The following is a 23,053-nucleotide window of genomic DNA, read 5'->3' on the forward strand; positions in this document are numbered from 1 at the left end:
CTTATTTCATGCCTTCTAGGGTACGACGGCTAATGCCAAATACTTTAGTTAAAGCATCCACACCATTCAGCGGCAAGATGTTTGGTAACTGCATTGAAGCAATATTGTCGCGAGACATCAAAGTTGGAACAGGTAGGAACTCAAAAGCTAGGGCCTGAAGATAACCAACAAAAGCGGGCACAGGAATGATCGCGCATTTTGTATTGACCTTGCGCGCAGCAAATTCCACAATCTCTTTCATGGTGTAAACGGTAGGGCCAACTAAGTCATAGGATTGATGAATAGTCGATGGCATTTTCAGAGACTTAGTAAATGCACTAGCCACATCATCCACGCTCACCGGCTGAAACTGTGCCCCCGAGTTTGCCAAAGGCATTGCAGGGAATAGCTTGGTTAACTTGGCAAATAAATTAATGAATTGATCTTGAGCGCCAAAAATCACTGACGGTCTAAAAATAGTCCAGTCAAGATTGCTAGCTTTTACTGCGGCCTCTCCATCACCCTTGCTTCGCTGATACATCGATGGGCCATTCGAATCCGCGCCCAATGCACTCATGTGTAAGTAACGCTTGAGGCCATGCAACTGCATTGCAGTAATGATATTTTTAGGGAGCTCTACATGTGCAGCTTCAAATACTTTTCCGTAAGGCTGTGCAGGCTTGTCATGCAATACGCCCACCAAATTAATGACTGCGCCTCCTGGCTTAATTCGTGAGCAAAGTTCTTGCAAGGAATCAAACTCATGTACATCCGCATCTTCTAAGTGCACTTTCGGCAGCATGCGCAATTCACGCGCAGATGCTAAGTGTCTAGTAGGCAGCAAAACGGAATATCCCTCTGCTTGCAACTGGGCAGCCAAGACTCTGCCTACAAAACCGTTACCGCCAATTAGCAGAATGTCATATTTCATAAAACTCCAATGTAGTTGAAATACTAAGGTAGCTCAGATGAGTTTGCCGCTTTAGGAGTAATCACACCTAAACGCTGCTTTAAAGACTGCGACTGCCCATGCATCACTGATGAATAATACGTTGCATTGGCTAAAACATTTTTTACATAGGTTCTTGTTTCATTGAACGGAATGGTTTCCGCGAAGATTGCACCTTCTGTTGGGCTGGTGAGTTTTTCCCGCCAAGTTTTAGAGCGTGATGGGCCAGCGTTATAAGCGGCAGACGCCAGAACCCAAGAACCATCTAAATCTCCCAAGACCATATTCAAGTAATTACTACCCAAAGTGAGATTGGTATTGGTATCAGCAAGTTTGTCATTGGTATAGGAGGTCATGCCAATTTTCTTGGCCACATACTTTGCTGTATTTGGCATTACCTGCATCAAGCCTGAAGCGCCAACCGATGAAGAGGCATTCATGATGAAGCGTGACTCTTGACGAATCAGTCCATAAGCCCAAGCCAAGTTCAAATCAATTTGCTTAGCAATTGGGGATAGCTCATCCCGATATGGAGTTGGGTAACGCAAACTAAAGTCATGTTCTTGCTTAGTACGATCTGCTGTATTCACTACGCGGTCATACAAGCCAATGCGCTTGGCATATTCAGCTGCTGCGAGCAACTGCTTATCGCTCATATTGCGCAACTCCCAATTCCAATCGCGATTACCTTCAAAGCGTAAATTCATGGCATAGAAGCGCTCACCCCGAATAAAGCCCTTACGTTGAGACATGGCATCAATCTCTGCATCGCTAACTTTGGTACGCACAGGCGCATGATTCGATTTACCTAGATCTTCTCGTGCAAGCTGTCCATAAAAGTTGTACTGGTCAGAAACGAGCTCGAGATTCTCGCGAGCTTTTTCATTTTGGCCATCTACCTTTAATGCACGCGCATACCAATAAGTCCAAGCAGGATCTTTGCTGCGCACCGCAGGATTCATACCTTCAATTGCATTCTTTACCAGCGTCCAATCCTTAGCACGTAGGCCCGCACGGACTTTCCACTCTTGGCCCTCCGTAGAAAGAAGCTCGTTGTAGCCTAGCTCCTGCTGAAGGCGATATGCATCATCCGCATTGGGATCTAATTTCTTTGCGAGGAATTGACCTATCACACCCCAAGCAACCGCCTGATTCTCTTTGCTGTAACGAGATGCATTTTGTGAAAAATCTTTAAACGCTTTTGCAGGATCTGCTTTGGCAGATTTAACAATCTCAGCAATAGGATCCTCGCCACCCAAGCGGCGTGACATCGTGTCAAAACCCATCTCGCTAGCAGCGCGACCAATCGCTTTTGCTTCGCTCGGCGTCATACCACCAGCGCCAACCAAAATAGGCACCAATTCTTGGCAAGCCTGACCGAAATAACGCGGGTCCAACAATATTGCGCGCGCATCAAGCCCTACTTTTGTTGGGTTCTCACCTTGAGCTAACTTCGATTGCAAGGAATAGCACTTCACCTGAGTGTCATCATCTAAAACAAACTTGGAGTATTCAGCATCAAAGCGAGACCAGTCTTTACGCTTACCTAAAACGAGCAACCAATCATTGCGCATCCGATCAGCCAGTGCAGTGCCTTGGTATTGATTTAAAAAAGCTACAACTTGAGAGTCCACATTGCTGTCGGATCGAGCACCACCAGCGCTATCAAATAACTGCGGCTTGATGCGGAAATAAGCTACGTAATCGTCATACGGGTAATTCGAGAGGCTGGCAGCTAAGGCCTGTGTACGAGCCACATCATTTCGTTTGGCAGCCTCACGCAATTCAATAAAGGTACGATCACCTTCGGTAATTTCAAAGGCTGAAACTCTGCTTTCTTTAGCAGGAGTAGCTTTTTTAGCTTTTTCTGCAGAAACGTTAGGCACAGCAACTGCCAGAGCTAGAAATAAAATTCCGCCCACTGTTTTTTGCCAGCCACTAAAAACATCAAACCTCTTTTTCACCGTCTTACCTTATCGATTTACTATATCTCTTAATTTTCGCCTGATAATGGTCGATATGCACGGCAATTCTCCAAAATCGCTACGGCAGGACTTACTAGCCCAAAGGAAACAGTTTGCGGCCAGCGCAAGCTATCCCATGGCACGAGAAGCCATTTCGGCTGGCCTAGCCAGTTTTCTGGGCAGCCATGATGCTCAAGTTCAATCTATAGCCCTGTATTGCCCCATACAAGATGAGCTTGATCTGCGGCCCGCTCTATTGGCTTGGGTTAAGAGTCATGCAGGCAAAACACTGGCCCTTCCTTTTGCGCGCCCTGATAAACATTTGGATTTTTATGCATGGCAAGAGGGCGATCTACTAATTCCAAGTCGCCATGGCGTTCCGGAGCCAGACCCTAATAACCCCCGTAGACCTCAAGTCACTCCAGACTGCATCTTGATACCCTGCGTGGGCTGGTCAGAATCCAAGGTGGGCGATAAAACACATTATTGGCGGCTTGGTTATGGGGGCGGCTACTTTGACCGCACCTTGGCTCAGTTACGTCAAGCTAAGCCCAAGCTACTATGCATCGGCATAGGCTTTGATTGGCAAAAATTAGATGATGCTCAATGGCAGGCTCAAACACATGATGAGCCTTTAGATGCCATGCTGACTGAGTCAGGCTTATTAATTACTTATTGAGACTGAGATTGTCTGCAATCGCTAAAACAGCATCTGCCTGATTCAGCGAATAGAAATGCAATCCTGGAGCACCAGCAGTTAAAAGCTGATCGCAAAGGTCGGTAACCACCTCTTCACCAAACGCACGAATCGAAGCAGTGTCATCACCATAAGACTGCAAACGCAAACGAATCCAACGTGGAATCTCTGCGCCACAAGCATCTGAAAAACGCAGCAACTGAGTGCTATTAGTAATCGGCATAATTCCGGCGATCACTGGCTGAGTAACGCCTAAGTCATAAGCCTCATCCACAAAGCGGAAGTAGGCATCGCTGTTATAGAAATACTGAGTCACTGCCGAATTGGCTCCAGCCTTCATCTTCTGTACAAAGAAATCCACATCAGTCGCTGGCGACTTAGCCTGAGGATGACTTTCTGGATATGCGGCCACATCAATGTGGAACCAGTCACCAGTTTCAGCACGAATAAATTCAACTAATTCATTGGCGTGATGGAACTCACCATACTGACCCATGCCAGATGGTAAGTCGCCACGTAAAGCTACGATACGTTTAACACCTAAAGCTTGGTATTGCTTCAACATTTCGCGCACGCTCTCACGTGAGCTACCAACACAAGATAAGTGAGGAGCAACCGCTGCACCTGCAGCATGAATATCGCTCACCACTTTTAATGTGCCAGATTGAGTAGAGCCACCAGCACCAAAAGTCACAGAATAAAAAGCGGGCTTGAGCGTTTCACTAAAACGCTCGCGCACGAGATGCAGCTTGCTCTCACCTTCAGGTGTTTTTGGAGGGAAGAATTCAACGCTTAATTCCATGATCTTGGGCCTGTATCTCTATTTCTCTATTGAACAATATCTAGCAAGGGTACAAATTAATAACGGTAGTGGTCAGCCTTGTATGGGCCTTCCTTCGTTACGCCAATGTAAGAAGCTTGCTGATCTGACAATACAGTTAACTGTGCATTCAATGTCTTGAGCTGCAAACGAGCAACCTTCTCATCTAAATGCTTAGGCAAGGTGTAAACACCGACTGGGTATTTATCTGTACCAACTGCATTCCACAATTCGATCTGTGCAATCACTTGGTTCGCAAATGAAGAGCTCATTACATAAGATGGGTGTCCTGTACCGCAACCCAAGTTAACTAAGCGGCCCTTAGCCAAGATGATGATGCGCTTCTCAGGATTGCCATTAGCTGCCGGGAAAATCACGTGATCTACTTGTGGCTTGATTTCTTCCCACTTGTACTTCTCGATACCAGCAACATCAATCTCGTTATCGAAGTGACCAATATTACAAACGATGGCTTGGTTCTTCATCTTGATCATATGATCATGTGTAATCACATGGTAGTTACCTGTTGCGGAAACAAAGATGTCTGCCTTATCTGCGGCGTAATCCATTGTGACAACACGGTAGCCTTCCATTGCCGCTTGCAATGCGCAGATTGGATCTACTTCAGTAACCCAAACTTGAGCAGACAAAGCACGTAGAGCTTGAGCTGAGCCTTTACCCACATCGCCGTAACCACAAACCACTGCAACCTTACCGGCAACCATGACGTCAGTAGCACGCTTGATCGCATCAACTAAAGATTCGCGGCAACCATAGAGGTTATCGAACTTGCTCTTAGTAACAGAATCGTTCACATTAATTGCTGGGAACTTCAATTCACCCTTAGCAAACATCTGATAGAGACGATGTACACCAGTAGTAGTTTCTTCGGTTACGCCTTTTACTTTTTCTAAGCGTGTGGAATACCAAGTTGGATCTTGCGCCAATTTCTTTTTAATAGCCGCGAACAAAATAGTTTCTTCTTCGCTGGTTGGATGATTCAAGCAAGCTTGATCTTTTTCAGCGCGTGCGCCGAGGTGCAATAACAAAGTCGCATCGCCACCGTCATCCAAAATCATATTGGTGAAGCCGCCATCTGCCCACTCAAAAATACGGTGGGTGTAATCCCAATACTGCTCAAGGGTTTCGCCCTTGATCGCAAACACTGGTGTGCCGTTTGCAGCAATCGCTGCAGCAGCATGATCTTGTGTAGAGAAAATATTGCAAGATGCCCACTGCACTTCAGCGCCAAGCGCTTCAAGCGTCTCGATCAACACTGCAGTTTGAATGGTCATGTGCAATGAGCCAGTAATACGTGCGCCACGCAATGGTTGCTGTGATGCGAACTCGTCGCGAATCGCGATGAGGCCTGGCATTTCAGTTTCAGCAATGGCGATTTCTTTACGACCAAAGTCAGCCAAAGAAATATCGGCGATAGCGCAACGGGTTGCTACAAAGTTATTTAAATCGGAAACGGTACTCATGAATGCTCCAGCTAAATACGATCCAATGCTGGAGTAGAAACTCGCTAGCCATTGAATCATGGGTTAGCGAGCGCAGTTGCAATTAGCAAACTCTGGGGTTACCTAGGAGTCCACTCCCTTCAAGCCTGGGGAAACGCTGGTTCTCAGCATTCCTTGCAACGCTCCTTGAAGGTATGGCGAAATTGTAATCAATTTCGCCATATTTCGCCTCAATACAAAACAAACTGCAAATTTACTACCTAGAAAGCAGATTACAAGCCAGCTGCTGCACGTAAGGCAGGCGCTTTATCGCACTGTTCCCAAGTAAATTCCGGCTCTTCACGACCAAAGTGGCCATAAGCAGCAGTCTTGCGATAAATCGGACGCAAGAGGTTCAACATCTTGACGATGCCTTTTGGACGCAAATCAAAGTGCTCAGATACCAATTGCGCAATCTTCTCGTCAGAGATCTTGCCAGTACCAAAGGTGCTCACCATCACTGAAGTTGGTTTAGCAACACCAATCGCGTAGGAGATCTGGATCAAGCACTTGCTTGCCAAACCAGCAGCAACTACGTTCTTCGCCACATAACGACCAGCATAGGCGGCGGAACGGTCAACCTTGGATGGATCCTTACCAGAGAACGCGCCACCACCGTGAGGGGCTGCACCGCCGTAGGTGTCCACAATGATCTTGCGACCTGTCAGACCGCAATCGCCTTGCGGGCCGCCGATAACAAATCGACCTGTTGGGTTTACCAAGAAGTTAATCGCGCCTTTGATCAAATGCTTTGGCAACACTGGTTTGATGATTTCTTCGATCACTGCTTCGCGCAATTTCTCGAGAGAAATTTCTTCATCATGTTGTGTAGAGAGAACTACGGTGTCGATTGAGTCAGGTTTGCCGTCGACGTAACGCAGGGTCACTTGAGACTTCGCATCTGGGCGCAACCAGTTCAAACGGCCATCACGGCGCAGTTGAGATTGACGCTCTACTAAACGGTGTGACAAATGAATTGGCAAAGGCATGAGCTCTGCAGTTTCGTCACAGGCGTAACCAAACATCAAACCTTGGTCACCAGCGCCTTGATCTAAGCCGTCGTCATGCGCTTTATCAACACCCTGAGCGATGTCAGGACTTTGCTTGTCATAAGCAACTAAAACGGCACAACCTTTGTAATCAATACCGTAGTCAGTGTTGTCGTAACCAATTTCACGCAAAGTGTTGCGAGCCACTTGGATGTAATCCACATTGGCGTTCGTTGTGATCTCACCAGCCAAAACTACCAAGCCGGTATTACACAAAGTTTCCGCAGCAACGCGCGCAGTTGGGTCCTGAGCCAGGATTGAATCCAAAATGGCATCAGAGATTTGGTCTGCTACTTTATCGGGGTGACCTTCAGAAACCGATTCTGAGGTAAAGAAGTAATCATTTGCCATTGCATATTCCTTTAAAAACTAACACGATCTATGGGACAACTCGACGTGCCAGGAACTTCAACGGCGACGCTTTAGCAGAATTTATGAATCGCCCTGCAAGTTGCCTTAACTCAGCGATAGACGAATTCTATCCGAAAAACGCCTTATTCATCAAGCCGCTCAGTAAATTTGGCCCTAGCGCCAGCATTGAATATCATTAGAGGGTGCGTAAACTCCTTCTCAAGCTAACCCTCGCTGCAATAGCGGTATTGCCCTTATTCCCGGTTCAGGTGATTGGGGCTACTTTAGGGGTGCTGGCCTATGTCGGCTCCAAGCAATATCGATCACTTTTCCGCCCTCAATATGAGGCCGTTGTTAAGAGTCATCATTTACCTCTGCAAATCTGGCGTGCGGCGGCGGCCTCCGGCCAGCTCTTCTCAGACAGTTTGTGGATTTGGCGCAATCCAGCAAAGGCGCTCAAGCTAGTCGAGGTGCGGGACTGGGATTTGGTTGAGGAAGCTATTAACGAAGGCCATGGCTTAGTCATGCTCACTCCACACCTTGGTGGCTTTGAAATCATTCCTCGAGTCTTAGCCCAGCACTTCCCGGCCACCATCCTATATCGTCCATCACGCCAAGAATGGCTCAACGAAGTGGTGGAAGAGGGTCGCGCCTATCCCAATATGCATTTCGTGCCCACCAACCTGAACGGCGTTCGTCAAATGACACGGGCACTGACACGTGGAGAGGCCATTGGCATTCTTCCAGATCAAGTGCCTAGCGGCGGTGAAGGTGTTTGGGTACCCTTTTTTGGGCGCCCAGCCTATACGACCCCACTTCCCGCTCGCTTAGCCAATCGCAACAACACGCCGGTTGTGATGTTTACCGCTAAACGCAAAGGTCTTGGTAAAGGCTGGCTCATGCAAGCCAAGAGACTAGAACCACTTTCTGAAGACTCCATACTTGCTGCCGCTGAACTCAATGTCGCAATTGAAAATGCAATCCTAGTTGCACCTAATCAATTCATCTGGGCCTATAACCGCTACAAACATCCCAGCGGCGCAGAATTACCACCAAGCAATTAGTTAATAAATTTATAATTTATTCAACATGACTTGGTTACAAAACGTTTTTAATTTTCTAGCGCTGAACTTGCTGCGTCTTTTTGCATTTCTGCCCTATACCTTCACCATTTACATTGGCTATGGTCTCGGCTGGTTAGTAGCGCATATACCAAATGAGCGTGTAAAGGTTGTTAAAACCAACCTACGCCTTTGCTTTCCCAATCTGAGCGAAGATGAAATTGATGTACTTGCACTAGAGCATTGGAAATTATTTGGACGCAGCGTAATTGAGAGAAGTCGGATTTGGCTCGGCAGCGGAAAACAAATTACTGACATCGTCACGATTAGCTCCGCAATTACATTGGGCGATCGCAAGCCGCGACTCTTAATCAATCCTCACTTTGTAGGACTCGAGGGCGGCTTCATGGCGCTTTCTGTTTTGGCCAGTCAGCATGATTGGCCACGCGGTGCTGGTCTCTACCAAAACATGAAGAACCCATTCTTTAATCAAAAGATGATTGAATGGAGAAATCGTTTTGGGGGCAAATCGATTGAGAGACAAAGTCGCTTACGTGATTTGATTCGTGAAATTCAAACGGGTAACTTTATTTTTATTGCGCCTGATATTGATCTTGGTCCACGCGACTCTGTTTTTGTTCCCTTCTTTGGAATTCAAACCAATACGATCACTTCGGTCTCACGCTTGGCTAGACTCAGTGGCGCAGAAGTTTGTCTCATGACCACCACCTTGAATCCGGATCGCAAAGCTTATACCTGCAACATTAGCGCGCCACTTCCCAACTTTCCAACGGATGATGTGGAAGCCGATACTGCGCGCTTAAACAAATACATTGAAGACCTTGTTAGAGAAAGGCCGGCGGAGTACTATTGGGTACATAAACGCTTTAAACATCGGCCGCCTGGCGAGCCAAGTCTTTACAAATAATTGGAATTCTTTTGAGCACGAATTTAAACAAGCCTGCACGCACATTACACTTCACCAAAATGCATGGTGCCGGCAATGATTTCATTGTACTCAATGGAATTGATCAAGACCTCGGCGACATCACACGTGAGCAGTGGCAAAAACTAGCTCATCGCCAATTTGGCATTGGTGCCGATCAAATTCTGCTCGTTGAAAAAGCTACGCGTCCCGACGCCGATTTTCGTTATCGCATCTTTAATGCGGATGGCGGCGAAGTTGAGCAATGTGGCAACGGTTCACGTTGCTTTGTTCGCTTTGTGCTCGACCAAGGTCTGTCTACAAAGAATCCCTTGCGCGTAGAAGTGGCGCATACCGTACTCACCTTGAGATCTCATGATGATGGTCAGGTAGAAGTGGACATGGGCGCACCGATTTTTGAGCATAGCCAAATTCCTTTTAACGCAAGCGGCTTAGCAAGCAAGCAAGAGTTTCATGAAATGCTCTACGCGCTGCCGATTGCTACGCCCGCTACACACGATAGCTGGATAGGCGTCTTGTCGATGGGCAATCCCCACGCAGTACAAGTAGTAGGTGATGTTGATAGCGCACCCGTACTCGAAGAGGGTCCATCAATCGAAAAGGACGCAGCATTTCCGAAAAGAGTAAATGCTGGCTATATGCAAACCCTCAGTCGCAATGAAATCAAATTGCGCGTCTATGAGCGTGGTGCTGGTGAGACTCTCGCTTGCGGCACTGGTGCATGCGCTGCAGTAGTCTCGGGCATTCGTCGTGGTTTACTCGACTCCCCGGTCAAAGTACATACCCGTGGTGGCGATTTGCTAATTGCCTGGGGTGGCATGATCAATGAGCTTGCTCAGCCCGTCATCATGACAGGTCCAGCCATTACCGTGTTCGAAGGTGAAACAGTAATCTAAAGAGCGGGGCTGCTCTGTAGATTAAATCCCGTACTTCTCGCGATAGGCTTTTACTGCTGGTAAATAATTTGTTAGCTCGGCATTGCTGGAGGTAGTTAAGAAAGCCATTAAGTCTGCCAAGTTCGCAATTGCCACTACTGGCAATCCAAACTCTTGTTCGACAGCTTGTACTGCTGACTTATCACCAATCTCTGTAGCAGTTCCTGATTTTTCCATGCGATCTAAAGCGATTAATACCGCTGCTGGCTCAGCTCCTGCATCCCGAATGAGCTTTACAGACTCTCTCACCGAAGTCCCAGCAGAAATCACATCGTCAATGATCACTACTTTGCCTTTGACTGGGGCGCCAACCAATGAACCGCCTTCGCCATGATCTTTGGCTTCTTTACGGTTGTAGGCATAAGGCACATTACGGCCATCATCAGCTAAAGCGATCGCAGTAGCAGCAGCCAAAGTAATGCCTTTATAGGCTGGCCCATAAAGCATGTCGTACTGCAGGCCAGACTCTTGTAAAGCTTTGGCGTAATAGCGACCCAAGGCACTTAAGCGTGCACCATCATTAAATCCCCCCGCATTAAAGAAATAAGGAGAAAGGCGCCCTGCTTTAGTTTTAAACTCCCCAAACGACAAAACATTTGCCTCCAGGGCAAATTGAATAAAGTTATCTTGATTAGAATTTTTTGAGCTCATAGGCCTATATGTTACGCATCATTTCTGCCAACCTCAACGGTATCCGTTCTGCAGTCAAAAAAGGCTTCATGCCTTGGGTTGTAAAACAAAAGGCCGACTTTGTCTGCATGCAGGAACTCAAGGCTCAGCAAGATGACCTAGAGGATGCCATCCTCAATCCAGACGGGCTGTATGGCTTCTTTCATCACGCTGAGAAAAAGGGTTACAGCGGTTGTGGCATCTACACCCCTCACAAGCCTGATGAGGTGCTCTATGGCTATGGCAATGAAGAGTTTGATGCTGAGGGGCGCTATGTAGAGGCTCGATTCAAGAAGCTCTCAGTAATTTCGGTATATATGCCCTCAGGCTCAAGCTCACCAGAAAGACAGGAGGCTAAATATCGTTATCTAGACTCTTTCCTGCCACACCTAGTTGAACTCAAAAAGTCAGGGCGCGAGATTGTGCTGTGTGGGGATGTGAATATTGCCCACAATGAGATTGACCTCAAGAACTGGAAAGGTAATCTGAAGAACTCGGGCTTTTTACCGGAAGAGCGGGCTTGGCTGACAAACCTATTTGGCAAAGTCGGTTACGTAGATGTCTATAGAAAGCTAGAGCCCGAAGCAACTGAGTCCTGCTACACCTGGTGGAGTAATCGCGGTCAAGCTTATGCAAAGAACGTTGGCTGGCGCATCGACTACCACATCACCACCCCAGGAATTGCAGCAAGCGCCAAAAATACTGCTGTGTATAAAGATGAGCGCTTCTCAGATCACGCTCCACTCATGGTGGATTACGACTGGTCTATTTAGCAACCCGTGAATCGTGCTTTTTAAACTCAACTACTTTGAAGTGAATAGTGAGCCAAATCAGAATTAATACTGGCGCACCAATAATTGCGGTACTAATAAAAAAGTTTGAGTAGCCAAAGTTGTTTACAAAAACACCTGAAAATCCAGCTAGCCACTTTGGCAATAAGAGCATCATCGAACTGAATAATGCGTACTGAGTTGCAGAGTATTGAATATTCGTCAGCGCCGATAAGAACGCAATAAAGGCGGCTGAAGCAATTCCGGAACTCAGATTATCCGCAGAGATTACCCAGATCAAGCCATGCAAGTCATGACCCTGAGTAGCAAGCCAAGCAAATAACAAATTGCTGACGGCCGATAAAATCGCACCAAGAAATAAAATGCGCATCACTCCGAAGCGCAATGTGAGCACGCCGCCTACAAAGGCTCCGACCAATGTCATCACCACGCCAAAGACCTTACTAACTGCCGCCACCTCATCTTTGGTGTAACCCATATCCACATAAAACGGATTGGCCATGATGCCCATCACCACATCACTAATGCGATAGATGGCAATTAAGGACAAAATCAAAATTGCGTGCCAACCATAGCGTTTAATAAAGTCTGCAAATGGCTCAATCAAGGTTTGATGTAGCCATGCTTTTGCATTACGAGCTTTTGCAAGCTCAATACGAACAGGCTCTTTACTAAATAAGGTGGTGATCACGCCCACACCAATCGAGAGCGCCATACAAAGATAGGCAAATTGCCATGCAGCAGGATCATAGCTAGCAGAGCCTGACTCAGCGCGGGCAGCCAACCAAAGAACGCCAGCACCAGCCCAAATTAAAGCGAGTCGATAACCCGTTTGATATGTGGCGGCTAATGCCGCTTGATGATCGCTATCTGCAGACTCAATCCGAAAAGCATCCAAAGCAATGTCTTGCGTTGCAGAACCAAAGGCAACCAGGAGTGCGCACCACACAATCGGCGTAAGCTGAACCTTGGGGTCAATGCTGGCCATACCCACTAGACCTAGAACAATCAGCAACTGTGCAAAGAGAAGCCAGCTACGCCTTCTGCCAAATAAAGTAGACAACAAGGGAATGGATAGTCGATCAACCAAAGGAGCCCACATCCACTTAAATGCGTAGATCAAACCAACCCAAGTGAGATAACCGATGGTGCTGCGATCAATACCAGCCTCTCTTAGCCAAAAGCTTAGAGTTCCTAAAATCAGTAGTAGCGGTAGACCTGCAGAGAAGCCCAAGAAGAGCATTCGGAGACAAGGCCATTCGAGATAAACCCGAAAATCTTTCAGCCAGGACTCAACAGTACTAAGCACGTCGAACGCGGAACAGCGCTAGGCTTCCAAAAAGATTAGGCATCAAAGTAACCTGTCGACCCTCATGCAAGATGCATTGATCCAAAATTTGCAATCCTAAGCTCGAAGCCAGTTTTTCAAAATCAGCAACAGTGAGAACGCGTACGTTAGGCGTGTTGTACCACTGGTATGGCAAGCTCTTAGAGACAGGCATGCGCCCAAAGCCAACTGCTAGGCGATGAGACCAATGGCCAAAGTTTGGGAAAGAAACAATGGACTCCTTGCCAACTCGGACTACTTCACGCAAGATCTTTTCAGTTTCGTGAATCGTTTGCAGCGTTTGGGAGAGCACTACCGTATCAAAGCTATTGTTCTCAAAGAGCGCTAAGCCCCCTTCAAGATTTTGCTGAATGACGTTCAAACCCTTTTGAGCGCAAGAAAGTACGCGCGCATCATCAATCTCAACTCCATAAGCATGAACAGGCTTTTTCTTTTGCAAATACTCTAAGAAGCTGCCATCACCGCAACCGAGATCAAGCACTTCACTATTGGGCGCAATCCAGTTCGCTATTGCGGCAAAGTCTGCGCGCTTCATGATTTAGCCTCTAGCATTTGTTCAAAATAAGCACGAATCAGATTGTGATAACGAGGGTCATCTAACAAGAAAGCATCGTGCCCGTGCGGCGCATCAATCTCTGCATAACTCACTTCGCTCTTATTGCTGAGCAAGGATTCCACAATCTCGCGACTGCGATTAGGCGGGAAGCGCCAATCTGTAGAGAAGCTCACAACTAAAAACTTGGCTTGCACTTCGGCTAAGGCGCGATTCAAGCTGCCCTCGTAACGACGAGCAGGATCAAAATAATCTAATGCTCTGGTAATCAGCAAATAGGTGTTGGCATCAAAGTAAGTGGAAAACTTATCGCCCTGATGACGCAAATAACTTTCAACTTCAAATTCGACATCAAAGCTAAAACGATAGTCTTGAGATTCACCGTTAGGTCTTTGCAACTCGCGCCCAAACTTTTCTGCCATGTCATCGTCAGATAAATAGGTAATGTGCCCAACCATACGGGCCAGTTTTAAGCCACGCTTTGGCACCACGCCATGCTCGTAGTAATTGCCGCCATGAAAATCTGGATCAGACAAAATGGCATTACGCGCCACTTCATTAAAGGCAATGTTCTGCGCACTCAGCTTTGGCGTAGATGCAATTACCAAGCAATGCGCAAGGCGTTTGGGAAACTGAATTGACCAAGCCAATGCCTGCATACCGCCCAAGCTGCCACCCATTACTGCAGCAAAACGACGAATACCTAACTTATCAGCCAAGCGTGCCTGAGTGTTAACCCAATCTTCCACCGTAATCACTGGGAAGTCTGCGCCATAAGGCTTGCTGGTGGCTGGATTGATGCTCATTGGACCTGTAGATCCAAAACAAGAACCTAGGTTATTAACGCCAATAACAAAGAAGTGATCAGTATCAACAGGCTTACCCGGACCAATCATGTTGTCCCACCAGCCAATATCGCTTGCGTCATCTGGGTTGGGTCCAGCTACATGGTGTGATGCATTCAACGCATGGCAAACCAGTACAGCATTACTTTTATCGGCATTGAGTTTGCCGTAAGTTTCAATAACTAAATCGTAGCCCGATAAGATGGCGCCACTTTGCAAAGGCAAGGGCTCAGCAAAGTGGATAGTGTTTCTAGAGAGATGTAGCTCGCTCATTCGGATAGAAGAATGCGAAGGCTAATATCAGACGCTTCAGTAGGAAGCTTCTTGAAGCCGCTACGAGCAAAACGATGCCAGCGGCCCAAGACGTAACTCATTAACATCGCTGCGCGGATGCTCACTTCATCTTGAGACACGTTTGCCCATGTGCCACCCTGAGTTTGTGCAATACGCAATGCCTGCTTTAAAGAAGCTTCTACGCGATCAAGCACTTGGGTAATCCGCTCTTGCAAACGGTCATCCTCTTGCAGTAGAGCATCGCCCAAAAGGACACGAGTCATGCCAGGATTCTTTTCTGCAAAGAATAAAAGCATCTGCAAAATACCGCGCGCTTGAGCAAGTCCAGACTCTTCCTTCTGATTAATCTGATTAATCAGACCAAAAACTGTTTGCTCGATAAAAGAGATTAAGCCTTCAAACATCTGCGCCTTACTGGCGAAATGTCGATAGAGAGCCGCTTCTGATACTTGAATTTTTGCTGCCAATGCTGCAGTAGTTACACGCTCACCTTTAGGGTTTTGCAACATCTCAGCCAACACCTGCAAGATTTGGAGGCGGCGCTCGCCAGGGCGTGGACGCTTACGTGTCTTACCCTCTTCGGCAGCTGTCGCTTCGATCTCTGATGCAGTAGGGTCTAAAGAATCACGCATGTATATATCTCTTGTTCAACTCTTAGCGGGAGCGAATCATTGTTCCAAACGCTTGCTCTGTCAGAATCTCTAACAATAAAGAGTGCTCGATTCGTCCATCAATAATGTGAACTGAATTCACACCACTCTTTGCCGCATCCAATGCAGAGGAAATCTTTGGCAACATTCCGCCAGAAATCGTGCCATCAGCAAATAGGCCATCAATCTCACGTGCAGTTAAGTCTGTTAAGAGCGTACCGTTTTTATCCATCACGCCAGGAATATTCGTCATCATGACCAATTTCTCTGCATGCAAAATTTCGGCCATCTTGCCAGCCACTAAGTCAGCATTGATGTTGTAAGCCTGGCCTTCTTCGCTAAATCCAATTGGGGAGATCACCGGAATAAAAGCATCGTCTTGCAATGCTTTTACAACTGCTGGGTTAATTGCTTCGATCTCACCTACAAAACCTAAATCAATCGTTCCGCCAGCTTTCTTCTCATCAGCAACCAACATTTTCTTCGCACGAATCAAGCCACCATCTTTACCAGTCAAGCCAACAGCCTGACCGCCAAAGTGGTTGATCAACATCACGATATCTTGCTGCACTTCTCCGCCAAGAACCCACTCCACCACTTCCATGGTTTCTTCGTCGGTTACGCGCATACCTTGAATAAAGGTGCCGGTCTTGCCAATCTTTTTGAGTGCCTCATCAATTTGTGGTCCACCACCGTGAACAACTACGGGGTTCATGCCAACTAGCTTGAGCAAGATGACATCGCGCGCAAAACTTTCTTTGAGGCGCTCTTCAACCATAGCGTTTCCGCCGTACTTAATCACGATAGTCTTACCGTGATACGCACGAATGTAAGGCAAGGCCTCGGCCAAAATCTCCGCCTTCAGTAAAGGAGAGATTTCGCTAATAGATGGGGATTGCTTTGTCATTGCTACTTTTTTATTTGATCTGGTAATTAATCGCCAAACAACTTTTGACGAAGCTCACGACGCTCTTGTGCCTCGAGAGAAAGATTGGCTGTTGGGCGAGCAATTAAACGATTCAAGCCAATCGGCTCACCAGTTTCTTCACACCAACCGTAATCACCAGACTCAATGCGGGCCAAGGCCTGCTCTACTTTTTTCAATAACTTGCGCTCGCGATCGCGTGTGCGCAACTCAAGAGCGTGCTCTTCTTCAATCGTTGCACGATCCGCAGGATCAGGAACCAAAATGTTTTCACGCAAATGCTCTGTGGTCTCAGAAGCATTTTTCAAAATATCGTCTTTTAAGGTCAGAAGCTTTTGACGGAAAAAATCAAGCTGAGCCGCATTCATATAGTCCTTTTCGGACATCTTGAGCAATTCAACCTCTGTTAAAGGGGCACCCTTAGCAGCCTTTGCACTTGCAGCCTTAGTAGGTGCTTTTGCCGTAGCCGTAGATTTCGTTGGTGTTTTTACCGTCATTTCATTCTTTCCATGGTTCTAGACCATTATTACTTCATTCTGCCAAACTTTTATCGCCCTTTTGCCAATATTTACCAATATTGACCGTGGCGCCGGATTGTACTTTATATTTCCTAGGCCAAACAGCCCTCAAGCCCAGCCAGCAGGGTGTCTTTAGGCAAATCAATGCCAATAAAGACCATCCGAGTTTGCTTCGGTTCGGCACCCCAAATACCGGCTAAATCACTCCCCATCATCTGATGGACGCCCTGGAACACGACTTTTCGGTTACTGCCCTTCACATAGAGGACGCCCTTATAGCGCAACATCTTCTCTCCAAAGACCTCCAAAATGCCTCCCAGAAAGTCCTCTAATTTTTTATGATCAAAGGGTTTATCACTACGAAAAACGAAGGATTGGATGCGGTCTGTATGGCCTGCATGTCCATGATGATCGTGACTGTGGTCATGCCCACAAGTGCTGTGATCATGGTGGTCATGGCTGTGATCGTGGCCACAAGTAGCGTGGTCATGATCGTCTTGCTCCAAGAAGTGGGGGTCTATGTCGAGCTTAGCATTCAAGTTAAAGCCCTTGAGATCCAAAACAGCGTCCAAAGGAACTACTCCTTTAGAGATACCCTGAATTGGGGCGCGTGGATTCATATGCATTAAGCGATTACGTAAGGCATCCACTTCAGCAGGCGTCACCAAATCGGTCTTGGTAATGAAGATTTGATCAGCAAAGCCTACTTGGCGTTGTGCTTCCTCATGCTCAGTCAGTTGCTGTGGACCGTGCTTGGCATCCACAAGTGTCACTACCGCATCCAATACGTAATGATCCGCAACATCATCATCCATAAAGAATGTTTGCGCCACTGGCCCTGGATTAGCCACACCAGTAGTCTCGATAACTACGCGATCAAAGCTAATCTTTTTATCTTTACGCTGTTCCCACAATGAGTTGAGCGCCTCAACCAGATCGCCACGAATCGTGCAGCAAATACAGCCATTACTCATTTGGACAATGTTCTCTTGATTGTCTTGAACCAAGATGTCGTTATCGATATTCTCTTCGCCGAACTCGTTTTCAATCACGGCAATTTTTTTGCCATGCTCTTCAGTCAAGATGTGTTTGAGCAAAGTCGTTTTGCCGCTACCTAAAAAGCCTGTGAGAATTGTTACCGGAATTAACGCCATCATTGATCCATTCAAAATCTATAAATACATTCCCCAAATGGGAAACCTTCTATCTTACCGAGTTCCTCAGGCTTTGCCAGCCTTTGCACGAGGATGGGCTTTATCGTATGCCTGAGCCAGGTGCTGAAAATCTAAAGAGGTATAAATCTGCGTACTGGCAATGCTGGCATGACCCAGCATCTCCTGCACTGCCCGCAAATCTTGGGATGATTGCAAGACATGGCTAGCGAAGCTATGGCGCATCATGTGCGGATGCACATGGGTCGGCAGCCCAGCCCTCATTGCCAAAGTCCGTAGGCGCGCCTGGACCGTCCGAGGGGATAGGCGCGCACCTGTAGCGGAAATAAATAAAGCCATCGATATATTTGCCTGCTCCAGTTGGTCGCGGACCGTACGCCAGACTTTAAGGGATTGCATTGCAGGTCCACCAATCGGGACTGAGCGGCGCTTGCCACCTTTACCCAAAACCGTTACTTCTGCAGCATCCCAATCCAACCACCCAGCAGACTCCTGTTGGCGATCTTTGCTTTGCATTACATCAATGCCCAGCAGCTCTGATAAACGTAGGCCCGAGGAATACAGCAAATCGATGATTGCTGCATCACGTATCGACTCCAGATCTTTCTTTTCTTCAGCCTCTTTTACGGCTTGATTTACCAAAGAGAGTGCCTGCTCAACTGAAAGTGCTTTAGGCAAAGACTTCAAACGTTTAGGCGCCTTCACATCATCAACAGGATTAGCCACTAGGTTTGCAGTGACTCTTCCCGCCTGGGCATCACGACGTGCATCTTTCTCGGTCAACCAGTCATACCAACCTCGCCACGCAGACAGCGCTCTAGCTATCGTGCGAGATGATTTTCCTTTGGAGTGCAGGCGACCGGCCCAGCGACGTATGTGCGCATTGGTGACTTTTAATAACTCAATGGAATCATCGCTTGCCAATGCTTGCAACTCACCAAGATCCATGCGGTAAGCCTTAAGCGTGTGAGGCGATAGCTGCCTTAATACATGCAGCTCGTGCAAATACTCTTGCACCAAGGGATGAAGATCAGCTGGTGCTTGGCTCATAAGCCTGGATGCGATCCAAAGCTGCAGCAGTGAGTTCAGCAATCTGACGCAAATAGAATGCGCCCATATCCGCAGTAAAGCGAGACTCGTCTTTACTTGCTAGCAAAAGCACGGCTGGTGATTGCACTGTTCCAATACTTTTACCTAGCGGCAAGCCAATAGCCACCATGCTTTGCCACTCAGGATCAATACTCACCTGGGTTGCCAACAAATCTACACTGGCAGCAGCCAGCTCTTTAGCAGAACCACATAGAGGCGTATCAATCCAAGGACCAAACGCCGCATTAGGTGACAGTAGTTGTGCCGACTCCACTTCAAAAACTTCAGCCAATCCAGCAGTCACCGCAGACTCCACATCTGCCTTTGTGTTTGCACGCATCAGACGTAACAACCAAGCAACTAAGCTCTGTTGAGTTTTGTCATTGCGACTACCAAAGTGCAGCATCTCGCTGAGACGGCGATTGAGCTCTTGGTTCTGTGTGCGTAATAAAGTCATCTGACGCTCTTGCAAGGAGATCGCACGATCTTCATGAGGATGCTTCAAGCGAATTTCATTTAAGAGATTAGCGTAGCGCTCAAAAAAACCTGGGGTAGCGCGTAACCACTCCGCCACCAATTCTTCTTGTTCAGCTTGCTTAGGATCAATTGCGCTCATCTATGTCTTTCTTGCTTATTTTCTGATTTAACTTTTTTAGCTCAACTTTTTACGCAGCAGCTCATTCACCTGACCTGGATTAGCCTTGCCTTGTGAAGCTTTCATAATCTGGCCAACCAAAGCATTAAATGCTTTTTCCTTGCCAGAGCGGAACTCTTCAACAGACTTTTCGTTGGCCGCCAGCACCTTATCAATCATGGCTTCAAGCTCACCACTATCACTGATCTGCTTCAGGCCTTTGGCGTCAATTACTTGATCTACAGTGCTAATGACTTTGCCAGCGATAGCCTCTTCCCACAGAATTGCAAAGATATCTTTTGCGATCTTGTTAGAAATAGTCCCATCTGCTACGCGAGTTAATAGTGGCGCCAAATGTTCTGCTTTCAAAGGCGCATCTGCAGTGGCAATACCAGCACGATTCAGTGATGAAGCAAACTCACCCGCAATAAGATTGGCCGCAGCTTTTGCCAAAGACTTGCCAACAATAGCCAACAGCTCTTCAAATACCTTGGCAGTGTCACGATCCTGTGTGAGCAATTGCGTATCGTAAGCGCTCAAACCGAATTCGCTTTGCCATTGCTCGCGAAGCTGTGCTGGTAAAGCTGGCATCTTGCTGCGCACATCGGCAATCCATGCGTCATCAATCACTACTGGCAATAAATCTGGATCTGGGAAATAGCGATAGTCGTTAGCGTCCTCTTTACTACGCATGCTGCGAGTCTCTTGACGATCAGGATCGTATAAGCGGGTTTCTTGAACAACTGTGCCGCCATCTTCAATTAATTCAATTTGACGACGCACCTCATATTGAATAGCCTCTTCCAAAAAGCGGAAGGAGTTTAAGTTCTTAATTTCGCAACGGGTGCCAAACTCTTTTTGACCAACAGGCCGAACAGATACGTTGGCATCACAACGGAAAGAGCCTTCTTGCATATTGCCGTCACACACACCCAACCAAACTACTAGTGTGTGCAGTGCTTTTGCATAAGCTACTGCTTCTGCAGCACTACGCATCACCGGCTCAGTCACAATTTCTAGCAATGGTGTGCCGGCACGATTTAAGTCGATGCCACTGGATGCTTCGCCATGAGGGCCTAAGAAGCCCTCCTCATGAACTGACTTACCTGCATCTTCTTCCATGTGGGCGCGCGTGAGCTCAACCACTTTGACTTGATCGCCAACCAAGATTTCCAGATGGCCACCCACAACTACGGGTAGATCCATCTGACTAATTTGGTATCCCTTGGGTAAGTCGGGATAAAAATAATTCTTACGCGCAAAAATACTTGCAGGCGTAATCTTGGCATTGACCGCTAAACCAAAACGAATGGCGTGTTCAACTGCCTGACGATTCAATACCGGCAAAACGCCCGGTAACGCCAAGTCAACGGCACAGGCTTGTGTATTTGGGCCAGCGCCAAAACGCGTACTCGCCCCGCTGAAAATTTTTGACTGTGTTTGTAACTGTGCGTGGGTCTCTAGACCAATAACGATTTCCCATTGCATCATGCCACCTCGCTTGCTTGACGCAAATGCCAGTCACTATTTTGCTGATATTGGTGCGCCACTTGCAGTAAGCGCGCTTCAGAAAAATAGTTACCAATGAGCTGCATGCCGATAGGTAAATTGCTTGAATTAAATCCGCAAGGAACGCTCATCGCCGGTAGTCCCGCTAAATTAGTTGAGAGCGTGTAAATGTCTTCTAAATACATCTGCACTGGATCTTTTGATTTTTCACCCAAACGCCATGCAACATCGGGGGCAACTGGTCCCAAGATCACATCACACTTCTCAAATGCTGCCTGAAAATCGGCCGCAATGATGCGACGAATTTTTTGAGCCTGCAAGTAATAAGCATCGTAGTAGCCATGACAAAGCACATAGGTACCAACCAAGATCCGACGCTTTACCTCTGCACCAAAACCTTCGGTACGAGACTTCTTATACATGTCGGATAAATCACGATATTCATTTGCTCGGTGCCCATAACGAACGCCATCGAAGCGACTTAAATTACTTGAGGCTTCGGCTGGAGCTAAAACGTAATACACCGGAATGGACAACTTAGTTTTAGGGAGACTTACTTCAAGCAACTCTGCACCTAGATCTTGCAAGGCTTTCGCTGCAGCATTCACGGCATTAGCCACCTCTGGCGCAAGGCCTTCCGCAAAGAATTCTTTTGGCAAGCCAACACGTAAGCCTTCTAGAGGTTTTGCTGGATTTGAGCCACCCTCTTTCCAAGACTGGGCAAGATAGCGACCGTAGTCCTCTCCAGAATCTGCCAAAGAAGTGGAGTCCCGCGGATCATGGGAAGACATTGCTGTGAGCAATAAAGCACAGTCTTCTGCGGTCTTGCCCATTGGGCCAGCCTGATCTAATGAAGAGGCATAAGCAATCATTCCGTAGCGAGATACGCGCCCGTAACTAGGCTTGATGCCAGTCAGCCCACAAAAAGCGGCTGGCTGACGTATTGAGCCACCAGTATCTGTACCTGTCGCAATCGGGGCTAATCCTGCGGCCACTGCTGCTGCAGAACCTCCAGAGGAACCGCCAGCAACATATTCTGAATTCCAAGGGTTTAAGACTGGTCCATAGGCTGAGTTTTCATTGGAGGAGCCCATTGCGAACTCATCCATATTGGTCTTACCAAGACAAACCATGCCGGCACCATTGGGATTCAATTCATCCGGAATTCCGAGGTTCGCGACGACCGTGGCATCAAATGGACTGAGGTAACCCTCGAGCATTTTGGATGCTGCAGTGGACTTCCAACCGCGGGTTACAAAGACATCTTTGTGGGCAACAGGGATACCCGTCAATTTTCCAGCTTTGCCTGAGGCAATAATTTTATCTGCTTTAGATGCTTGCTCTAAACTTAAGTGAGCGCTTACATCAAGATATGCATTCCAGTGTTTTCCGGCCTCAATGCGGTCGAGAAAGTACTTTGTCAGCTCGGTGCTAGAGACCTCTTTAGCAGCCAATGCTTTTGCCATTAATGCGATGGGGGTTTGGTGCCAGCTCATTCGATCACCCGCGGAACTAAGAAGTAGCCTTCCTGCACAGCAGGGGCAGATTGCATGTTTTCAGCGCGATGGTCGGCTTCCGTCACTGCATCACTACGCAGGGGTTGGGCCAAATCACGTAAAAAGAGGATGGGGTGAGCCAAAGGGGCAAGGCCGCTGGTATCGACAGCCTGCATCTCCTCAACCAAGGCAAAAACTGCCTGTAATTGAGGCAAAACTGCCTCGGCTTCTGCCTGACTTAACTCAAGGCTGGAAAGGTGCGCAATGCGCTGGACATCATCAAGTTTCATGGGGCGCTAGAGTATCA

General features: G+C 47.4%; 23 protein-coding genes and 1 riboswitch. Of the genes, 5 read left to right on the forward strand and 18 right to left on the reverse strand.

Annotated elements, in window-relative coordinates:
* Position 1: 1 nt before the first annotated feature.
* Both ICN25_RS01145 and ICN25_RS01150 read right to left on the reverse strand, forming a co-directional pair.
* Positions 2-910, reverse strand: a complete 909-nt coding sequence (locus ICN25_RS01145; protein ID WP_216178663.1) for a complex I NDUFA9 subunit family protein — start codon at positions 908-910, stop codon at positions 2-4.
* 23 nt (positions 911-933) lie between these two features.
* Complete coding sequence (locus ICN25_RS01150) at positions 934-2,892, reverse strand: transglycosylase SLT domain-containing protein (RefSeq protein WP_370624679.1); 1,959 nt, start codon at positions 2,890-2,892, stop codon at positions 934-936.
* 55 nt (positions 2,893-2,947) lie between these two features.
* Between ICN25_RS01150 and ICN25_RS01155 the strand changes: the two genes are divergently transcribed.
* Positions 2,948-3,571, forward strand: coding sequence for a 5-formyltetrahydrofolate cyclo-ligase (locus ICN25_RS01155; RefSeq protein WP_255536628.1), 624 nt, complete (start codon positions 2,948-2,950; stop codon positions 3,569-3,571).
* Here ICN25_RS01155 and metF read toward each other — a convergent pair.
* The 3 genes from metF to metK form a co-directional block, all read right to left on the reverse strand.
* Positions 3,561-4,391: a methylenetetrahydrofolate reductase [NAD(P)H] gene (gene metF / locus ICN25_RS01160; RefSeq protein ID WP_216178665.1), complete on the reverse strand. Its 831-nt coding sequence runs from the start codon at positions 4,389-4,391 to the stop codon at positions 3,561-3,563. The genes ICN25_RS01155 and metF overlap by 11 nt on opposite strands.
* Positions 4,392-4,447: 56 nt before the next feature.
* Positions 4,448-5,893 carry an adenosylhomocysteinase gene (gene ahcY, locus ICN25_RS01165; protein WP_216178666.1) on the reverse strand — a complete coding sequence of 482 codons (1,446 nt, stop codon included), beginning with the start codon at positions 5,891-5,893 and terminating at the stop codon, positions 4,448-4,450.
* A 61-nt stretch (positions 5,894-5,954) separates the two neighbouring features.
* Positions 5,955-6,066: riboswitch (S-adenosyl-L-homocysteine riboswitch) on the reverse strand.
* Positions 6,067-6,144: 78 nt separating this feature from the next.
* The gene (metK, locus tag ICN25_RS01170; RefSeq protein ID WP_215302209.1) at positions 6,145-7,311 is read right to left on the reverse strand and encodes a methionine adenosyltransferase; all 1,167 of its coding nucleotides are present in this window, start codon (positions 7,309-7,311) and stop codon (positions 6,145-6,147) included.
* Positions 7,312-7,514: 203 nt separating this feature from the next.
* Here metK and ICN25_RS01175 point away from each other — a divergent pair, with 203 nt between their 5' ends.
* From ICN25_RS01175 to dapF, 3 genes are read left to right on the forward strand one after another with little or no spacing between them, the layout of a single operon-like run.
* Entirely contained in the window at positions 7,515-8,375 is an 861-nt protein-coding gene (locus ICN25_RS01175; protein ID WP_216178667.1) for a lysophospholipid acyltransferase family protein, read from the forward strand.
* 25 nt (positions 8,376-8,400) lie between these two features.
* Positions 8,401-9,300 (forward strand): lipid A biosynthesis acyltransferase, encoded by a 900-nt coding sequence (locus ICN25_RS01180; protein WP_216178668.1) that lies wholly within the window; start codon positions 8,401-8,403, stop codon positions 9,298-9,300.
* Between the two features lie 59 nt (positions 9,301-9,359).
* Positions 9,360-10,214 (forward strand): diaminopimelate epimerase, encoded by an 855-nt coding sequence (gene dapF, locus ICN25_RS01185; protein ID WP_216179489.1) that lies wholly within the window; start codon positions 9,360-9,362, stop codon positions 10,212-10,214.
* 21 nt (positions 10,215-10,235) lie between these two features.
* On the opposite strand, the gene pyrE is transcribed toward dapF, so the two are convergent.
* A complete protein-coding gene (pyrE, locus tag ICN25_RS01190) occupies positions 10,236-10,904 on the reverse strand; it encodes an orotate phosphoribosyltransferase (protein ID WP_216178669.1) in 669 nt (222 codons plus the stop codon).
* Positions 10,905-10,912: 8 nt separating this feature from the next.
* On the opposite strand from pyrE, the gene ICN25_RS01195 reads away from it, so the two are divergent.
* A complete protein-coding gene (locus ICN25_RS01195; RefSeq protein ID WP_216178670.1) occupies positions 10,913-11,695 on the forward strand; it encodes an exodeoxyribonuclease III in 783 nt (260 codons plus the stop codon).
* Here the strand turns inward: ICN25_RS01195 and ICN25_RS01200 are convergent.
* From ICN25_RS01200 to gatC, 12 genes are all read right to left on the reverse strand, one after another.
* Positions 11,688-13,022, reverse strand: coding sequence for an MFS transporter (locus tag ICN25_RS01200; RefSeq protein ID WP_370624680.1), 1,335 nt, complete (start codon positions 13,020-13,022; stop codon positions 11,688-11,690). The genes ICN25_RS01195 and ICN25_RS01200 overlap by 8 nt on opposite strands.
* Positions 13,015-13,596: a methionine biosynthesis protein MetW gene (gene metW, locus ICN25_RS01205; protein WP_216178672.1), complete on the reverse strand. Its 582-nt coding sequence runs from the start codon at positions 13,594-13,596 to the stop codon at positions 13,015-13,017. The genes ICN25_RS01200 and metW overlap by 8 nt, the downstream gene beginning before the upstream one ends.
* A complete protein-coding gene (locus ICN25_RS01210) occupies positions 13,593-14,732 on the reverse strand; it encodes a homoserine O-acetyltransferase (RefSeq protein ID WP_216178673.1) in 1,140 nt (379 codons plus the stop codon). Before ICN25_RS01210 ends, metW begins: the two co-directional genes overlap by 4 nt.
* A complete protein-coding gene (gene slmA, locus ICN25_RS01215) occupies positions 14,729-15,385 on the reverse strand; it encodes a nucleoid occlusion factor SlmA (protein ID WP_216178674.1) in 657 nt (218 codons plus the stop codon). Before slmA ends, ICN25_RS01210 begins: the two co-directional genes overlap by 4 nt.
* A gap of 22 nt (positions 15,386-15,407) precedes the next feature.
* Positions 15,408-16,310, reverse strand: coding sequence for an acetylglutamate kinase (gene argB, locus ICN25_RS01220; protein WP_216135460.1), 903 nt, complete (start codon positions 16,308-16,310; stop codon positions 15,408-15,410).
* A gap of 26 nt (positions 16,311-16,336) precedes the next feature.
* Entirely contained in the window at positions 16,337-16,714 is a 378-nt protein-coding gene (gene dksA / locus ICN25_RS01225; protein WP_062307316.1) for an RNA polymerase-binding protein DksA, read from the reverse strand.
* Positions 16,715-16,938: 224 nt separating this feature from the next.
* Positions 16,939-18,003 (reverse strand): GTP-binding protein, encoded by a 1,065-nt coding sequence (locus tag ICN25_RS01230; RefSeq protein ID WP_216178675.1) that lies wholly within the window; start codon positions 18,001-18,003, stop codon positions 16,939-16,941.
* 63 nt (positions 18,004-18,066) lie between these two features.
* Positions 18,067-19,068 carry a tyrosine recombinase XerC gene (locus ICN25_RS01235; RefSeq protein ID WP_216178676.1) on the reverse strand — a complete coding sequence of 334 codons (1,002 nt, stop codon included), beginning with the start codon at positions 19,066-19,068 and terminating at the stop codon, positions 18,067-18,069.
* Entirely contained in the window at positions 19,049-19,723 is a 675-nt protein-coding gene (locus ICN25_RS01240) for a DUF484 family protein (RefSeq protein WP_216178677.1), read from the reverse strand. Before ICN25_RS01240 ends, ICN25_RS01235 begins: the two co-directional genes overlap by 20 nt.
* 36 nt (positions 19,724-19,759) lie before the next feature.
* Positions 19,760-21,229, reverse strand: a complete 1,470-nt coding sequence (gatB, locus tag ICN25_RS01245) for an Asp-tRNA(Asn)/Glu-tRNA(Gln) amidotransferase subunit GatB (RefSeq protein ID WP_216179491.1) — start codon at positions 21,227-21,229, stop codon at positions 19,760-19,762.
* Positions 21,229-22,746 carry an Asp-tRNA(Asn)/Glu-tRNA(Gln) amidotransferase subunit GatA gene (gatA, locus tag ICN25_RS01250; RefSeq protein WP_216178678.1) on the reverse strand — a complete coding sequence of 506 codons (1,518 nt, stop codon included), beginning with the start codon at positions 22,744-22,746 and terminating at the stop codon, positions 21,229-21,231. The genes gatB and gatA overlap by 1 nt, the downstream gene beginning before the upstream one ends.
* The gene (gene gatC, locus ICN25_RS01255; RefSeq protein ID WP_216178679.1) at positions 22,743-23,036 is read right to left on the reverse strand and encodes an Asp-tRNA(Asn)/Glu-tRNA(Gln) amidotransferase subunit GatC; all 294 of its coding nucleotides are present in this window, start codon (positions 23,034-23,036) and stop codon (positions 22,743-22,745) included. The genes gatA and gatC overlap by 4 nt, the downstream gene beginning before the upstream one ends.
* Positions 23,037-23,053 lie beyond the last annotated feature (17 nt).

It is taken from the genome of Polynucleobacter sp. 80A-SIGWE, from assembly GCF_018882295.1.
Taxonomy (GTDB): Bacteria; Pseudomonadota; Gammaproteobacteria; order Burkholderiales; family Burkholderiaceae; genus Polynucleobacter.

Coding starts and splice junctions, on each gene's coding strand:
- gatB (WP_216179491.1), bottom strand. CDS start 21,229: ATGCAATGGGAAATCGTTATTGGTCTAGAGACCCACGCACAGTTACAA.
- ICN25_RS01155 (WP_255536628.1), top strand. CDS start 2,948: ATGCACGGCAATTCTCCAAAATCGCTACGGCAGGACTTACTAGCCCAA.
- argB (WP_216135460.1), bottom strand. CDS start 16,310: ATGACAAAGCAATCCCCATCTATTAGCGAAATCTCTCCTTTACTGAAG.
- metK (WP_215302209.1), bottom strand. CDS start 7,311: ATGGCAAATGATTACTTCTTTACCTCAGAATCGGTTTCTGAAGGTCAC.
- ICN25_RS01230 (WP_216178675.1), bottom strand. CDS start 18,003: ATGATGGCGTTAATTCCGGTAACAATTCTCACAGGCTTTTTAGGTAGC.
- pyrE (WP_216178669.1), bottom strand. CDS start 10,904: ATGAGCTCAAAAAATTCTAATCAAGATAACTTTATTCAATTTGCCCTG.
- dapF (WP_216179489.1), top strand. CDS start 9,360: ATGCATGGTGCCGGCAATGATTTCATTGTACTCAATGGAATTGATCAA.
- metF (WP_216178665.1), bottom strand. CDS start 4,391: ATGGAATTAAGCGTTGAATTCTTCCCTCCAAAAACACCTGAAGGTGAG.
- ICN25_RS01235 (WP_216178676.1), bottom strand. CDS start 19,068: ATGAGCCAAGCACCAGCTGATCTTCATCCCTTGGTGCAAGAGTATTTG.
- gatC (WP_216178679.1), bottom strand. CDS start 23,036: ATGAAACTTGATGATGTCCAGCGCATTGCGCACCTTTCCAGCCTTGAG.
- ICN25_RS01210 (WP_216178673.1), bottom strand. CDS start 14,732: ATGAGCGAGCTACATCTCTCTAGAAACACTATCCACTTTGCTGAGCCC.
- ICN25_RS01195 (WP_216178670.1), top strand. CDS start 10,913: ATGTTACGCATCATTTCTGCCAACCTCAACGGTATCCGTTCTGCAGTC.
- ICN25_RS01145 (WP_216178663.1), bottom strand. CDS start 910: ATGAAATATGACATTCTGCTAATTGGCGGTAACGGTTTTGTAGGCAGA.
- slmA (WP_216178674.1), bottom strand. CDS start 15,385: ATGCGTGATTCTTTAGACCCTACTGCATCAGAGATCGAAGCGACAGCT.
- gatA (WP_216178678.1), bottom strand. CDS start 22,746: ATGAGCTGGCACCAAACCCCCATCGCATTAATGGCAAAAGCATTGGCT.
- metW (WP_216178672.1), bottom strand. CDS start 13,596: ATGAAGCGCGCAGACTTTGCCGCAATAGCGAACTGGATTGCGCCCAAT.
- dksA (WP_062307316.1), bottom strand. CDS start 16,714: ATGTCCGAAAAGGACTATATGAATGCGGCTCAGCTTGATTTTTTCCGT.
- ahcY (WP_216178666.1), bottom strand. CDS start 5,893: ATGAGTACCGTTTCCGATTTAAATAACTTTGTAGCAACCCGTTGCGCT.
- ICN25_RS01240 (WP_216178677.1), bottom strand. CDS start 19,723: ATGAGCGCAATTGATCCTAAGCAAGCTGAACAAGAAGAATTGGTGGCG.
- ICN25_RS01180 (WP_216178668.1), top strand. CDS start 8,401: ATGACTTGGTTACAAAACGTTTTTAATTTTCTAGCGCTGAACTTGCTG.